The sequence below is a fragment of the Paenibacillus macerans genome (assembly GCF_050565405.1).
Classification (GTDB): domain Bacteria; phylum Bacillota; class Bacilli; order Paenibacillales; family Paenibacillaceae; genus Fontibacillus; species Fontibacillus macerans_B.
The window spans coordinates 1-15,057 of the sequence record NZ_JBNYYG010000038.1 but is presented as its reverse complement, the minus strand read 5'-3'; the positions used below and the strand labels follow the sequence as shown (position 1 = coordinate 15,057).

The window sequence follows — 15,057 nt, the reverse complement described above, 5'->3', positions numbered from 1 at the left end:
TCAGCCGGCAGGTACTAACCGCGGAGCGTTTTTGGTCTTTTTGTAGCTGCAGCTCAGATTTCAGAACAAGATTATCTACAAAGAGATTCTTCTATTATATTGAGGTGAACTGGATTGTCTAAAATCATAGCCATAGCTAACCAAAAAGGGGGCGTCGGCAAAACGACGACTTCCGTTAACTTGGGAGCGGGACTTGCTGCAATCGGCAAAAGAGTGTTGCTCATCGATATTGACCCGCAGGGCAATACCACGAGCGGCGTTGGCATTAATAAGGCGGATGTGGCGAATTGCATTTACGATGTGTTGATCAACGAGGTTAATCCAAAGGATGCCATCGCACATACGGAAGTCGAAAATCTGCATATTATTCCGGCAACCATTCAGTTGGCCGGGGCGGAAATCGAGTTAGTACCGACTATTTCCCGTGAGGTAAGATTGAAGAAATCGCTTCAGCCTATTCGTCATTTGTACGATTATATCCTGATCGACTGTCCGCCTTCGCTCGGCATTCTTACGATTAATTCGCTGACCGCTGCCGATTCTGTGCTAATCCCGATTCAATGCGAATATTACGCTTTGGAAGGATTAAGCCAACTCTTAAATACGGTACGGCTGGTCCAAAAGCATTTGAATACATCGCTTCAAATCGAAGGGGTGTTGCTTACAATGTTTGACGCCCGAACGAATTTAGGAATTCAGGTCATTGAAGAGGTTAAAAAGTATTTCCAACAGAAGGTGTACAAGACGGTCATTCCGCGGAATGTTCGGCTTAGTGAAGCCCCATCCCACGGTCAATCGATCATTACTTACGATCCTCGCTCAAAGGGTGCGGAAGTTTATTTAGAGTTGGCAAAGGAAGTGGTCTCTTATGAGTAAACGATTGGGTAAAGGATTGGATGCCCTGATTCCTTCGCTCTCCATACAGGACGATGACAAGGTCATTGAAATTCCTCTCAGTCAGCTTCGTGCCAATCCGTATCAACCGCGCAAGACGTTTGATGAAGAGGCGATACGGGAATTGGCTGAGTCAATTCGGCAGCATGGGGTTATCCAACCGATTATCGTACGCAGTGTTCTGAAGGGGTATGAAATTATCGCCGGGGAACGCCGTTTCCGGGCATCGCAATTTTGCGGAAATGCAACGATCCCTGCAGTAGTCAGAAGTTTTTCCGATCAGCAGGTTATGGAGATTGCGCTCATAGAAAATCTGCAACGGGAAAACCTGAATGCGATGGAAGTAGCCGTGGCATACCAAGGCTTAATGGATCAGTTCCAATTGACGCAGGAAGAGCTTTCCATGAAGGTGGGCAAATCGCGTTCTCATATTGCTAACTTTTTACGGTTATTGTCCTTGCCGGAGGAAGTAAAAGAATATGTTTCACGTGGAACATTGTCGATGGGACATGCCAGGGCTTTGGTAGGATTGAAAGATTCGGCAACGATCAAGCAGTTGGCTAAACAATGCATCGATCATGATTGGAGCGTTCGTGATTTGGAGGATGCGTTGCAGCAGTTGGATCGCAAGAACCAAGAGAAACCCAAAAACGCCGGTAAAAAGCGGGATCCTTATATTGAAGAGGTTGAAGAGAACTTGCGGGAAAGATATAAGACGACCGTTAAGATTAAGGCTAACAAGGACAAGGGTAAAATCGAAATTAACTACTACAGTCAACAGGATTTGCAAAGATTGCTTGATATGTTGAACTAGCGGAATAATGACATATCCAACTTTCTGAATAAGCCGTCATATGAACGGCCATCGCAGAGAGAGGGGTATGTCATTCTTGGTCTGATTGACCTATTGAATGAAAATGCTGGAAATTACCCGGGGAGGATAATACAATGCGGGAAACAAAGCCGGTCATCTACCTGGATCATGCAGCCACGTCTTGGCCAAAACCTCCTAGGGTAGGAGAAGTTATGTTGGAAATACTAAACGGACCAGCTGCCAATGCAGGGCGCGGGAATCACGGGATGGCGCTGCACGCGGGTAGGGTGCTGTATAAAACTCGGGTCCAGCTTGCCAAGCTGTTTCATGTCCCGAACCCTAATGATATTGCATTTACCTCGAATGCGACCTCGTCCCTAAACTTGGCCATTAAAGGTTGTTTGAAGCCGGGGGACCATGTGATCGCCACGACGATTGAACATAACTCCGTAAGAAGGCCGTTGGAGTTTCTGAAACGGACAATCGGAATCCAAGTCGATTATGCCGAGGTAGACCGTGATGGCAACATAAATCTGGGCCAGGTGAAGAAACTTTTTCGCCCCAACACACGTTTACTTGTATGTTCGCATAGTTCCAATTTGCTCGGTTGTATTTTGCCTGTGGAACCTTTAAGTCAACTAGCTCATGAGCATGGGGCTATCTTGTTGGTTGATGCAGCTCAAACGGCAGGCTGCTATCCGCTTGACGTTCAGGAGATGGGGATTGATTTGTTGGCTTTCCCCGGGCATAAGGGACTTCTCGGACCGCAGGGCACAGGCGGGTTGTACATTCGTCCCGAGATTGATTTGGAGCCGTTGCTCCAGGGTGGAACGGGAAGCCAGTCGGAAGAAGCGGAGCAGCCGGCCGTAAGACCGGACCGGTATGAAGCCGGGACGGCTAATACACCGGGGATCGCCGGGCTGGGTGCCGGCGTGGCCTATGTATTGGAACAGGGAGTCGACCGGATCTACCGTCATGAGTGGCAGCTTGCGCAAAGTTTGATGGATGAAATTCAATGCATTCCGGGAGTGAACGTTCTGGGGCCCGCGCTAGGGAAACCTAGGACAGGCATCGTTTCCTTTACGGTCGATGGACGCGATGCTTCCGAAATCGCATTTGTATTGGACAGAGAGTACGGCATTGCTGTTCGTGCCGGTTACCATTGCACCCCTCTAGGCCATCGCACGGCAGGTACGCTGGAAGGCGGGGCGGTTCGCGCCAGCGTAGGCTATGGTACGACCGATAAGGAGATTCAAGAGCTGATTGATGCATTAACCAAAATAATAAACTGATTTCAGGCATAGGGGAGTAGACGTTAGCATGCGGGAATGGAATGATCTCATCTTTGATCAATTGGTATGGGTTGTCGGAGGCATGGCCTTATTGATCCTTTGGCTGCTGATCTGGAACCTGGTTCAAGGCGGCAAGCTGCGTAACATGAGAAAAAGATACGAGCTGATGATGCAGGGTACCGGCGTTTCCGATTTGGAAAGCCTGCTCATCGACTTAAAGATGCAGCAAGGCAAAATTGAAGATACCCAGGAGGAGCAAGAACGGCAACTCACGGACATCCAGAAACGGCTGCCGAAGCAAAAAGCCAAAATCGGCATTAAGCGCTATAATGCGTTCGGCGAAAAAGGCAATGATCTAAGCTTCTCGATCGCCTTCGTTAACGACCATCAGGATGGCGTAGTCATCACCGGTTTATATAACCGGGACGGATCTTTCGTTTATGCCAAAGGGCTGGAGCATGGAGAGTCGCCGCATGCGCTCTCCCCCGAGGAACGGGAGGCTATTGCTCTCGCCGGGCTAGAGAAATAAATCCCCGGTTCCATTCTTTGATGGCGGTATACAAACTGCTGGAGATGATCTCCGAAAGCCGCATGACAAGACTAAGACGCGTGTTTTGCAATACGAAGTATTCCATGAAGCCGCCGACATTGACGATACCCGTAAGATGGATATCGCCGACCGGCGGCAATTCTTTATTTACCCCGGCTCCGGGGCGTAGAGGACCTTGCACGACTTGAATCGAACCTACGCTGGCCGTTTGGCCCAAGCAGGCATCGATACTGATGATAAAGGGGTTGACGAAGGATTGATTGATTTGCACCAGCGTTTCTTTTAAATTCATAGCATGGACGGGTTCTTCCAACGTACCGTAAAGGTAAAAATGCGGGCTGTTATACTTGGCCAGGGAAGTACCGACAAGCGGACCCAGGCAGTCTCCCGTTGAACGGTCCGTTCCGATGCAAATAATGACAATATCCTGGCCGGGCGAAACCTGACCGAAATGCAGAAGCAACCGATGGATAATAGCTGAATGGATGCCCGGCTCCGTATGGGGGATTTTCAAATAAGGAATTTCTTGTCCTGGAATCGTCGGTTGAATCTGTGACATGGAATCTTCCTTTCCTTAGATATAAACTTCGATCGCTTGCGGTCCATAGATTTAGTAGATAGTATATGGAAGAAACGCTCATTATATACTCGTACTAAAGACTCATCCGGAAAAAGGGGGGAGCAAAAGTGGAGGAAGAGTGGCTCGTCATGGCATTCGATTCGACGCAGCAGGCGCTGCGGGCGGAGATGCTGCTGGAGTATGCCGAAGTGGAGATCGATCTGTTTCCCACGCCAAAGGAAATAACCGCGGGGTGCGCCTTGTCCATTCGCTTTCCGCACGAATCGTTGCCTGTGGTGAAGGACATCATCGCCTCCGAATCGGTAGAGATTCGAGGGATTTACTCGCGCCGGGGGATAGGCTATGATAGCATCAAGCTGTAAATACATGAAAAGGAATGATAGATATGCTGAAGGCGACAGAATCGGATATCGTGATGGATGCCGCCAAAACAGTGAATAGCTGGAGAGATAATATTTGGAATTGGTTTACAGATATGGATATGTGGTCCAAATTCTTTATGGCAGGAATCAAAATCATCATCTTTTTTTTGCTGACCCGGCTGTTCGTCAAGCTTATTTACCGGGTGATCGATCGTTCACTGCAGAAACGAGAGAAAAGCCGGCTGCAAATGAATCCCCGCCGGTTGGTGACCGTGGCCGAGCTGCTGAAGAACATCACCTCGATCACAAGCAATTTCATTATGGTAATGTTAGTGCTTGGCGAGCTGGGTTTTGAGCTTGCACCGCTGCTTGCCGGAGCGGGAGTATTAGGGTTGGCCATCGGCTTTGGCGCTCAAAGCCTGGTTAAAGACGTGATCACCGGCTTCTTTATTATCCTGGAGGATCAATTTGCCGTAGGGGACGTCATCCAAACCGGTAATCTTAAAGGAACGGTGGAAATCATCGGCCTGCGTTCGACTCGGCTGGTCAGCTGGACGGGGGAGGTACATATCGTTCCGAACGGCATGATCACGAATGTCACGAATTTTTCGGTCGGGACCGCGCTAGCGGTGGTCGATCTTACGTTCAGCAACTCCCGGAAGCTGGAGGAGAGCATAGACCTCTTGAAGCGCGCCATGGAGCGGTTGAAAGAAAATGAAGAGCAGATTCCTCAGGTACCCAGCGTGTTAGGGATTCAGTCGCTCTCGGCCAGCGATTACGTCGTCCGGATCGCGGTCGAGTGTCCGCCGGCAATCCGGGCTGACGTAGAACGGCAGATCCAGACCTATGCCAAGGAAGCGCTAGAGGCGGCTGAGACGGCTTTGCGGCAAGCTGGAGAGATCTAAGCCTAGGACGAGTAGGAGGGGAGCAGGGCTTGCCAACGGGCCCTGCTAAGCCGCTAACAGGCTTAGGTACTGAAGGGTAAGATTAAAGCTGCCATAATGAAGGGAGAAAAAGTCATGGAGCGGAAGTCATTTCAACTCGGTGATATCGTACAAATGAAGAAAAATCATCCCTGCGGCAGCAACGAGATGGAGATCATCCGCATGGGCATGGACATCCGCATCAGATGCGTTGGGTGCAAGCACAGTGTCTTGGTACCCCGTGCGAAGTTCGAAAAAAACATGCGTAAAGTACTCAGATCCGCAGCAGATGGGGCGGAGAGAACGGATGAGAGCGGGCCGAAAACCTCTGTAGAATAAGTAATTTATGGGATTAAGGGATACGCTATTGCATTAAGAATGGATTCATGATACAATCATTCTTGCTGTGGAGAGGTACCCAAGAGGCCCAAGGGGGTTGACTCGAAATCAACTAGGCGTCGCAAGGCGTGCGTGGGTTCGAATCCCACCCTCTCCGCCATTTACTTATCATAAATAAAACGCAAACTTCTACGTACGACGTAGGAGTTTTTTGTTGTTCTTAATGTCTGGCCAAAATGAAGAGGACCCGTAAGGGTCCTCTTCTGGTTGACGGCGTACTGATTTTTGGAATTCTTTTCTCACTGCTGAAGAAACATTTCGATATCTGCCTAAGCAAGCACGAATCAGGAAGAGGGGTCTTCGCTAAATCCGTGATCTGACGCTTCTACAAGTCGTGAACAAGATCTCCTTGCGGTTTGTTTCTCGATGATACCTCTAATCGGACCAACGGAACCACACCTCTCTTGCACGCCGTCTGAGTGTATTATGTGCAGGCCCCGGGTTTTTATTCACGAATGGCGAATTGGAAAAATTTATTAGGGAGTCCGCTTAGTGAACCCGCGCTTTTTCTTCCTTTTTCCACTTCCGGTCTTTGTTTGATGTTTCAGGGAACTTGTCGCCCTTATTCAGCGTAATCCGCTTCGGATTCTGAATTTGCGTATGGAAGCTGCGGGCCTCGCCCACCTCTACATAAACCCCGGGGTTTGGTGCGCGCATGCCTTCTTCGAATTCCGTTTGTTCACCCATGGAAAACCCTCCCTTTCCGTAACAAGATGGATACGGCTATTTGGTCAGAATGACGTTCCTATTGTGCGCGGATCGGGACCATTTCATGTAATGGAGGGAGCTCGCATCGTACTGAATCGGACAGCGGCTCCCAAGGAGAAATGTTTTACACTTGCAGGCGGTTGGCCAATTTGGTATATTATTATGGTGCGAGTTTACGCTCGCTCCTTGCTCCCAAACGCTCGCGTATTGGGGGCCATAGTCCAAGAGGAGGTGAATCAGATGCGCAAATATGAAGTGATGTACATTATTCGTCCTGACGTTGAACAAGAAGCTGTTCAAGCTACAGTCGAAAAATTCCAAGGCATCATCCAAAACGGCGGAGAAATTTCCAAACATGACGTGATGGGCAAACGCCGGCTTGCGTATGAGATTAACAAGATTCGTGATGGAATTTACGTACTCGTGAATTTCACGGCAACGCCTGAAGTCGTAGCCGAGCTTGAGCGAATTTTGAAGATTTCCGACGAGGTTATCCGTTATCTCATTACGAAAGACGTAGCCTAATTCAAGTTTGAGTAACCATTTGCCCGAAGGAGGGGATTTGATTGTTGAACCGTGTCATTCTTATCGGACGTCTTACCCGGGATCCTGAGCTGCGTTATACGCCAGCCGGCGTAGCGGTGACCCAGTTTACGCTTGCCGTGGACAGACCGTTTACCTCGCAGGGGGGAGAACGCGAAGCGGATTTCATTCCGGTCGTAACCTGGAGACAGCTTGCCGAAACTTGCGCGAACTATTTGCGTAAAGGCCGGTTAACTGCTGTGGAAGGACGTATCCAAGTTCGGAATTACGAAAATAACGAAGGTAAACGTGTGTACGTGACCGAAGTTATCGCCGATAATGTCCGCTTCTTGGAATCGAACCGCGAAGGCGGTGCAGGTGGCGGCGGTGCGCGGGAAGAAGCTCCATTCGGAGGCGGCGGCGGAAGCAACGGTAACGGCAACCGCAGCGGCAACTTCTCACGCGGCAATCAAGATGATCCTTTCTCCGACGACGGGAAACCGATCGATATTTCGGATGACGATTTGCCATTTTAATTACGGAAAGGACTGAAAAGCATGAGCTTCAAACAAAGAGAAGGCGGAGACGACAAAAGACCGGCTCGCCGCGGCGGCCGCAACAAACGTCGTAAAGTGTGCTTCTTCACTGTGAACAAAATTACTCACATTGATTATAAAGATACCGAGCTGCTGAAGAAATTCATCAGCGAACGCGGCAAAATTTTGCCTCGTCGTGTCACAGGCACCAGCGCGAAATACCAACGCCTTTTGACGATTGCCATCAAACGCTCCCGTCAAATCGCATTGCTTCCTTACACAACGGAATAAGCAGCATCACGCTGAAACGACAGCCGGATCCTATGGGTCCGGCTGTTTTTTGTTCTGCGGCGGAGAGCATTTAAGGGATGACTGGCATTGACGAATCTGCGCAGGGACCGACAAATAGAGATATTTTTCCAGATTGACAAACTCGAATGATGTCAGCTTTTATAGAAAAATGTCAAAAAATGATTACACATGACGTTAAATAGAGGTAAAGAAACATAACGCACAATTTCATGTAAGCGATCACATAATCTTAAACCCTCTAAAATATTAGTAATAAAGGGTAAAAAAGGAACCAACAATCGATTAAAAAAGATATTGACGTGAGATATTTTCACATGTATTATGACAATAATTCAAATGTTATTATTTCCCCTTTCAGCTAAGGATTGACGTAAGTTCTTATTTAACCACTGGTTTATACTACAGCTTTGACGCGTTATACCTTTGCAGTGAAATTTGCCTTACTTCACCGCGTAATTCTACCTCAGCCAGTTGGTTCATGAGACTTCGGCTAATCCGCATGACCGCATCATTTCGTGTATCGCTAAAGGGAAAAACAGGATGACAGAGAAAACTGCAATTATCGATTGCAGCACATTATTGGGGGCGATAGACAAGAAGATAAAAGGGGTAGACGTATTGGTTTTCATTTTAAGTCTACATATAAACTCCCAAGAAGAGCTTGAAAGAAATGTTGTTTCGTTTTTGCTTCTAGAGGTCTGCAGAATTTCAATGCGCGATAAGTGGACGATTAATCATGAGGAGGAGTAAAAAATGAGAAAAACATGGTGGGGGTTTATGGCTTTAGTGCTAGTGTTCTCTCTGGTAATCAGCGCTTGCTCTGGAGGAGGGAATAACGCAGCGGAGCCGACGACGACAAACAATACGGAAAACAATGCGACTACGGAGGAGCCGACAGGGGAAGATCCGGCAACTCCAACGGATGCGGAACCGACGGACGGTTATATTGAAGCGGCCGACATGTCGTTGAATCCGCCGGCAGCCACAAGCCGTACGGATGCGATGATCATTGGGATGACGGACCCCAAGGGGGTATTCAACCCTCTATTTATGGAGACTGCTTATGACTTTTACGTAAATTATACATTATTTGATTCATTTATTGAGGTCAAACCCGACGGAACGTACACGAACAGCCTGGCCGACAAAGTCGATGTATCCGAAGACGGACTGAAGTATACGTACCACTTAAAACCGGGCGTCACGTTCAGCGATGGAACGCCGATGACCGTCAAGGACTATTATTTTACGCTTAAGTTGTACATGGACGCAAGCTACGATGGCCAGTCCGACCCGCTTAGCTGGAATATCGTAGGAGCCAAGGAATACAACGAAGGCAAGGCGAAAGAAATCTCCGGCGTGAAAATCATTGACGACCAAACCGTGGAAGTCAGTTTGACTGAATATACGGCACTAACTCCCGTTGAGCTTGGCGGGGTTTATATTCTTCCAGAGAGTTATTATGGAAAGGATTATACTCAAGGCAAGTTGGACGGCGTGAAGAAATTGAACGATAAACCGTTGGGCAGCGGGCAATACAAGTTGGTTAAGTACAGCCCGGGGCAAGAAGTCGTGTTTGAAGCGAATGAAACTTATTTCCGCGGCGCGCCAAAAGTGAAGAACCTGATATTTAAAACAACCACGGATACGACAAACTTACCGATGCTCCAACAAGGGGAAACTGATATGCAGGATGGCATGTCGGTATCGGTAGATAACGTAGATGCGTTGAAAGAGCTGGGCTTCCTTGATATTAGCTTACTTCCGAACAACGGTTACGGCTACATCGCCTTTAACCACAAATTGCCGAAATTCCAGGATGTCAAGGTGCGCCAAGCTTTGGTATACGGGTTAAACCGTAAAGAGATCGTAGAAGGGATCTACGGACCGTACGCGGACGTCATTAATATCCCGGAATCCACCGTGTCCTGGGCCTATACGACAGAAAATATCGAAACGTATGATTTTGATCTGGAAAAAGCAAAACAAATGCTGGATGAAGCCGGCTGGAAATTGAACAGCAAAGGGTTACGCGAGAAGGACGGCGAGATCTTTAAAATCAACTTCTCCGCGACTGCGGATAATCCGGTAGTAGACGCCTTGCTGCCGATCATGACGCAAAACTATAAGGAATTGGGGATCGAAATCGTTGCTGAGACGCTAGACTTTAACGCAATTATGGACAAATCGAACACGGGAGATTTTGATATGTACTTTGCGGCTTGGGGGTTGACGCCTGATCCGGATAATACGGTATATATCACGGACGGATCCCAAAACGACTATGGTTATTCGAACCCTAAAGTCGATGAATTGATGGCCAAAGGCAAGAAAACGCTCGATATCGAAGAACGGAAACAAATCTATAAAGAAATGTACCAAGAAATGAACAAAGACGTACCGGTCATTCTGATGTACCAAAGAAAAAACATGCTGGCGATCAATGGTCGCCTCGACGGATTTGACGTCTCCCCGTATAAGGACTTTCCATTCAGCTTGTACCAAGTGCAAATTGCGCAATAAGATGAGCTAATGCAAACAAAGTCAGGTGTACCCGGCGAGTTGATCCGGGTACACCTGCATCCATTAACCAGGGGGAAATACGATGAGAACGTATATTGTCCGAAGACTTTTACAAATGATCCCCACGCTGATCGGTATTTCTATAATCGTGTATGCAATCTCGGCTTTGGTTCCGGGTGATTATATTACAGCTTTGAACAATCCGAACATGACGGAAGAGAGGGCTGCTCAGTTAAGAGCTATTTATGGCCTGGATCAGCCAGAGTATCTACGGTACTTTACCTGGGCTAAAAATATGTTGGTTGGTGACATGGGCGACTCTTTCCAACATAAAAAGCCAGTCATGGAAGTCGTAAACGACTATGTATGGAACTCTGTTATCATCGCGTTCGCCACATTGATTTTGAGCTGGACCATCGCCGTATTCACAGGGGTGTTTTCGGCCAAATTCCAATATTCATTCTTCGATAAAGTCATCACCTTAATCGTATTTATATGCATGTCCTTGCCATCATTTTTTCTCGGGCTACTTCTGATTCGATTATTCTCATTATCGCTAGGCTGGTTCCCGGTTGGCGGGATGGTTACCGCCGGATCGAAGGCCATGGGGCTGGAACATATCATGGATGTCGTGAAGCATAGTTTTCTTCCCATATTGGTGCTGACCATGTTGAGTACGGGGAGCTTAACACGCTATTTTCGTACTAGCATGCTCGAAGTCATCCGTCAGGACTATATTCGCACCGCACGCGCCAAAGGCCTGAAGGAAAGAAAGGTCATATTCAAACATGCTTTGCGAAACGCGATGATTCCGGCTATTACGTTGATGGGTTTTGAACTGCCGGCATTATTCGGCGGCGCGATGATCACCGAACAAATATTTGTTTGGCCCGGTATCGGACACATTTATCTGAATGCCATTAGCATCCGGGATTATCCGTTTATGCTTGGCTTTACCATATTTTTAGCTGTACTGACCTTGCTTGGAAATTTACTGTCGGACGTCCTTTATGGTTTGGCCGATCCGCGAATTCGCTTGAAATAGGAGGAGATCGAATGGCCACTGAAGTAGCTGCAATGACCCCAAAAGCACCAGCATCGGCCGTGGTATCGGAGTCGCCTTGGCGAATGGCGGTGCGGCGTTTCGGTCGCAATAGGCTGGCTGTGGGCGGACTGGTTATCTTGGCCCTTATGTTTTTAATCTGTTTTATTGGACCGTTATTTTCACCTTACAACCTCTACGACTATTCTTTAGCGGATAAAAACTTGGCACCCTCGTCTCGTCATTGGCTGGGGACGGATAAATTGGGCCGCGATATTTTGCTGCGGGTGATGCTTGCCGGCAGAATATCGCTTCTGGTCGGTATTGTCGCTACTGGGGTTACGGTAATTATCGGGGGCATACTCGGTGCCTTGGCTGGATTTTATCGCAAGAGCGTAGACACGACTATCATGCGAATTACCGATATATTCATGTCGTTGCCCACTTTGCCGATCCTGATTATTTTGGGAGCGGTCATGTCCGATTTGAAAGTTCCTCCGTCTTCGAGGATTTATTATTTAATGTTTATCATTGGTCTTTTGAGTTGGACATCGCTGGCCCGGTTGGTGCGAGGGCAGATCTTAACGCTGCGGGAGCAGGAGTTTATGTTGGCCACGGAGGCCCTTGGCCTGAAGGATCGCCGGAAGATCTTCCGTCACCTGTTGCCCAATACGATCCCGATTATCATCGTTACTGCCACTCTAAGCGTAGCCGGTGCGATTCTTTACGAGTCGTCCATGAGCTTCCTTGGATTGGGGGTCGTGCCGCCAACGCCATCCTGGGGCAACTTGATCGCCGATGCCAACAACCTGATCGATTTTCGTAAACGGCCTTGGCTGTGGATACCGCCAGGCATGTGCATTTTGATTACGACAGTGGCGATTAATCTAATCGGCGACGGGTTGCGCGATGCCCTAGACCCTAAGATGAAGAGATAGATCCAAACGCAAGATAAGGAGATGCGAGTATGGCTAAAGATCTTGTGCAATTCCGTAATCTGGAGACCCATTTCCATACTTCGGCAGGCGTTGTCAAAGCCGTCGATAACGTTAGCTTTTCCATTCGCGAGGGGGAAACGGTGGGAGTTGTAGGAGAATCCGGCTGCGGGAAAAGCGTGACTGCAATGTCGTTGATGCGATTGGTGGAAGGACCGCATGGGGTGATCGCCGGTGGCGAAATCATGTACCAAGACAAGGACTTATTGAAATTAAGCAAACGCGAGATGGGACGCATTCGGGGCAAGGAGATCTCCATCATTTTCCAAGAGCCGATGTCCTCGTTAAATCCGGTACTTACGATTGGGGATCAAATCACGGAACCGTTAGCGATGCACTTGCTGTTGGATCGAAAAGAAGCGAAAAAAAGGGCGATCGAACTGATCAATCTCGTCGGCATCCCTCGGGCGGAGCAAATTTTTGATGCCTATCCGCACGAATTGAGCGGAGGGATGCGGCAACGCATTATGATCGCCATCGCTTTAAGCTGCAATCCAAAGTTGCTGATCGCGGATGAGCCGACGACGGCACTGGATGTGACGATTCAGGCCCAAATCCTGGACCTGATGAGGGAAATCAAACAGAAATTGGGGACCGCCATCATGCTGATTACGCATGACCTTGGCGTTGTCGCGGAAATGGCCGATTACGTAGTCGTTATGTATGCCGGCAAGGTCATCGAAGAAGCCCCTGTCCTGGAGTTGTTTAAAGATCCTCAGCATCCCTACACGAAGGGGCTGCTGAAAGCAAAACCGGTGTTAGGGCAAAACCAAGAGAAATTGTATTCCATTCCGGGTCAGGTCCCTAATCCGATCGAGCTCGGGAATAATTGCCATTTTCATGATCGATGCGAGTTTTGCATGGAAATTTGCAAACAGCAGTCTCCTCCTTTTAGAGACCATGGGGATAAAATGCACAAGACCGCTTGCTGGTTATATGAGGAAGAAGTGAGGGAAGCCTTATGAGCGCTTTAATCGAGGTGGAGCAGCTAAAGAAATATTTCCCCATCACCGGCGGCGTTTTTCAACGAACCGTGGGACATGTGAAAGCGGTGGACGACGTTTCGTTCCATATCGAACGCGGTGAGTCCTTCGGCCTCGTCGGCGAATCCGGATGCGGCAAAAGCACGATCGGCCGGACATTGTTACGGCTCAATGATAAGACCAGCGGACGGGTGAAATATCGCGGCCAAGAAATATACGAACTATCCAAAGAGGAACTGCGCAAATTAAGACCCAAGATGCAAATCGTCTTCCAGGATCCGTTCAGTTCGCTGAATCCGCGAATCAAGGTGGGCGATGCCATCGGGGAAGCCTTGTTCGATCATGGGCTGACCGACCGCCAGGAAGTCAAGAAGCGGGTCATTGAAACCATGGAAATTTGCGGGTTGGCGAAATACCACTATGAGCGGTATCCGCATGAGTTCTCCGGCGGGCAACGGCAGCGCATCGGCATTGCGCGCGCCTTGATCATGGACCCGGACTTTATCGTAGCAGACGAGCCGGTCTCGGCACTCGACGTTTCGATCCAGGCCCAAATTATCAATTTATTAAGTGATTTGCGAAAGGAAAAACAAATCACCTATTTATTTATCTCGCATGATCTCAGCGTGGTAGAGCATCTATGCAACCGCGTCGGGGTAATGTATCTAGGCTCTATGGTCGAGTTGGCCGGCAAAGAGGAGCTGTTCCGAAATCCGCTGCATCCGTACACAAAGGCGCTAATGTCGGCGATTCCCATTCCGGATCCTACTTTGAAAAGAGAGCGAATCGTGTTGCAAGGGGACATTCCCAGCCCGGCGAATCCCCCTTCCGGATGCAAGTTTCATACTCGCTGTCCTATCGCTTCGGACATTTGCAAGCAGAAGGTGCCGGAATATAGGAACATGGGGCAAGGTCATTTTGTTGCTTGCCATTTGGTTTAGTGGTAATAACAATTGTTTATTCTAAATATTCAAATAAAACTACTTAAAGGAAGTGTTTACTATTACCGGATATTACGTAGCTCACATATTTTTATGATTATCGGTAATATAGTTATGGCTCTTGGCTGCAACCCGCTCATCTCACCGAATACGATTCCATTGTCTGATCACGGTTCTTTTGTGTTTTAGATTTCGACCGTTTTAAGCTTCAGTCCGCCCGCGATCAAATAAATCATCGTACTCAGATTCTTAATCGACCTATAGCCGCGTGCTCGTCGTTTGGCACTCTAAATAAGGTCGTTTATGGCTTCCATGATACCGTTTGCGACTTTGGACGTAAACTTTCTAGCAGTATGGTTGGGTTCTGCAAACCAATAGCAAACTGCGAGTAAGTAGAAAAAGACAAGAACTCGGACCCTTAAAACAGAAAACCGTGCTAGGCGCAAGTTCTTATAAGACTTTGTCTTTGTCCCCCGACAGTAAGGCAAGAACTTGCACCATTAAAAGACACTCATTTTATTTTCATATATTGCCAAATAAGTATAATTACAGTATTCTATTGATAGAATATTCCATTATAGGAATTTTCAATTATTGCTTCGTCGCTATACTTAGTGGCTTAAAGTCTGAATCAAAGGAAAGTAGTCAATACTGCTCTGTAATACGTGAATAGGAGCGGAT

General features: G+C 48.1%; 17 protein-coding genes and 1 tRNA gene. 16 read left to right on the top strand and 2 right to left on the bottom strand.

The window, feature by feature from the left end; genetic code table 11:
• Positions 1 to 114: 114 nt before the first annotated feature.
• The 4 genes from ACQ4N8_RS19420 to ACQ4N8_RS19405 all read left to right on the top strand — a co-directional run bounded on the left by ACQ4N8_RS19420 (position 115) and on the right by ACQ4N8_RS19405 (position 3,529).
• A complete protein-coding gene (locus tag ACQ4N8_RS19420) occupies positions 115 to 876 on the top strand; it encodes a ParA family protein (protein ID WP_430706003.1) in 762 nt (253 codons plus the stop codon).
• On the top strand, positions 869 to 1,708 hold the full coding sequence (locus ACQ4N8_RS19415) for a ParB/RepB/Spo0J family partition protein (protein ID WP_430706002.1): 840 nt from the start codon (positions 869 to 871) through the stop codon (positions 1,706 to 1,708). Before ACQ4N8_RS19420 ends, ACQ4N8_RS19415 begins: the two co-directional genes overlap by 8 nt.
• Before the next feature lie 134 nt (positions 1,709 to 1,842).
• Positions 1,843 to 3,000, top strand: coding sequence for an aminotransferase class V-fold PLP-dependent enzyme (locus tag ACQ4N8_RS19410; RefSeq protein ID WP_430706001.1), 1,158 nt, complete (start codon positions 1,843 to 1,845; stop codon positions 2,998 to 3,000).
• A gap of 28 nt (positions 3,001 to 3,028) precedes the next feature.
• Entirely contained in the window at positions 3,029 to 3,529 is a 501-nt protein-coding gene (locus ACQ4N8_RS19405) for a DUF4446 family protein (RefSeq protein WP_430706000.1), read from the top strand.
• Here ACQ4N8_RS19405 and yyaC read toward each other — a convergent pair.
• The gene (gene yyaC / locus ACQ4N8_RS19400; RefSeq protein WP_430705999.1) at positions 3,501 to 4,109 is read right to left on the bottom strand and encodes a spore protease YyaC; all 609 of its coding nucleotides are present in this window, start codon (positions 4,107 to 4,109) and stop codon (positions 3,501 to 3,503) included. The genes ACQ4N8_RS19405 and yyaC overlap by 29 nt on opposite strands.
• A 149-nt stretch (positions 4,110 to 4,258) precedes the next feature.
• Between yyaC and ACQ4N8_RS19395 the strand changes: the two genes are divergently transcribed.
• From ACQ4N8_RS19395 to ACQ4N8_RS19380, 4 genes are all read left to right on the top strand, one after another.
• Positions 4,259 to 4,492 (top strand): DUF3343 domain-containing protein, encoded by a 234-nt coding sequence (locus ACQ4N8_RS19395; protein WP_430706029.1) that lies wholly within the window; start codon positions 4,259 to 4,261, stop codon positions 4,490 to 4,492.
• Between the two features lie 23 nt (positions 4,493 to 4,515).
• The gene (locus ACQ4N8_RS19390) at positions 4,516 to 5,397 is read left to right on the top strand and encodes a mechanosensitive ion channel family protein (RefSeq protein WP_430705998.1); all 882 of its coding nucleotides are present in this window, start codon (positions 4,516 to 4,518) and stop codon (positions 5,395 to 5,397) included.
• A 114-nt stretch (positions 5,398 to 5,511) separates the two neighbouring features.
• Positions 5,512 to 5,754: a DUF951 domain-containing protein gene (locus ACQ4N8_RS19385; RefSeq protein ID WP_430705997.1), complete on the top strand. Its 243-nt coding sequence runs from the start codon at positions 5,512 to 5,514 to the stop codon at positions 5,752 to 5,754.
• Positions 5,755 to 5,823: 69 nt separating this feature from the next.
• Positions 5,824 to 5,914: transfer RNA gene (locus ACQ4N8_RS19380), tRNA-Ser, on the top strand.
• A gap of 389 nt (positions 5,915 to 6,303) precedes the next feature.
• Here ACQ4N8_RS19380 and ACQ4N8_RS19375 read toward each other — a convergent pair.
• Complete coding sequence (locus tag ACQ4N8_RS19375) at positions 6,304 to 6,501, bottom strand: YjzC family protein (protein WP_430705996.1); 198 nt, start codon at positions 6,499 to 6,501, stop codon at positions 6,304 to 6,306.
• 261 nt (positions 6,502 to 6,762) lie between these two features.
• Here ACQ4N8_RS19375 and rpsF point away from each other — a divergent pair, with 261 nt between their 5' ends.
• The 8 genes from rpsF to ACQ4N8_RS19335 all read left to right on the top strand — a co-directional run bounded on the left by rpsF (position 6,763) and on the right by ACQ4N8_RS19335 (position 14,376).
• On the top strand, positions 6,763 to 7,047 hold the full coding sequence (gene rpsF / locus ACQ4N8_RS19370) for a 30S ribosomal protein S6 (RefSeq protein ID WP_430705995.1): 285 nt from the start codon (positions 6,763 to 6,765) through the stop codon (positions 7,045 to 7,047).
• A 41-nt stretch (positions 7,048 to 7,088) separates the two neighbouring features.
• Entirely contained in the window at positions 7,089 to 7,580 is a 492-nt protein-coding gene (gene ssb / locus ACQ4N8_RS19365) for a single-stranded DNA-binding protein (RefSeq protein ID WP_430705994.1), read from the top strand.
• Positions 7,581 to 7,601: 21 nt separating this feature from the next.
• Positions 7,602 to 7,871: a 30S ribosomal protein S18 gene (rpsR, locus tag ACQ4N8_RS19360; protein WP_018750422.1), complete on the top strand. Its 270-nt coding sequence runs from the start codon at positions 7,602 to 7,604 to the stop codon at positions 7,869 to 7,871.
• 774 nt (positions 7,872 to 8,645) lie between these two features.
• The gene (locus tag ACQ4N8_RS19355; RefSeq protein WP_430705993.1) at positions 8,646 to 10,415 is read left to right on the top strand and encodes an ABC transporter substrate-binding protein; all 1,770 of its coding nucleotides are present in this window, start codon (positions 8,646 to 8,648) and stop codon (positions 10,413 to 10,415) included.
• A gap of 82 nt (positions 10,416 to 10,497) precedes the next feature.
• A complete protein-coding gene (locus ACQ4N8_RS19350) occupies positions 10,498 to 11,460 on the top strand; it encodes an ABC transporter permease (protein WP_430705992.1) in 963 nt (320 codons plus the stop codon).
• An 11-nt stretch (positions 11,461 to 11,471) separates the two neighbouring features.
• Entirely contained in the window at positions 11,472 to 12,395 is a 924-nt protein-coding gene (opp4C, locus tag ACQ4N8_RS19345) for an oligopeptide ABC transporter permease (protein WP_430705991.1), read from the top strand.
• 29 nt (positions 12,396 to 12,424) lie between these two features.
• Positions 12,425 to 13,417: an ABC transporter ATP-binding protein gene (locus tag ACQ4N8_RS19340; RefSeq protein ID WP_430705990.1), complete on the top strand. Its 993-nt coding sequence runs from the start codon at positions 12,425 to 12,427 to the stop codon at positions 13,415 to 13,417.
• Positions 13,414 to 14,376: an ABC transporter ATP-binding protein gene (locus tag ACQ4N8_RS19335; protein ID WP_430705989.1), complete on the top strand. Its 963-nt coding sequence runs from the start codon at positions 13,414 to 13,416 to the stop codon at positions 14,374 to 14,376. Before ACQ4N8_RS19340 ends, ACQ4N8_RS19335 begins: the two co-directional genes overlap by 4 nt.
• Positions 14,377 to 15,057: the final 681 nt, after the last annotated feature.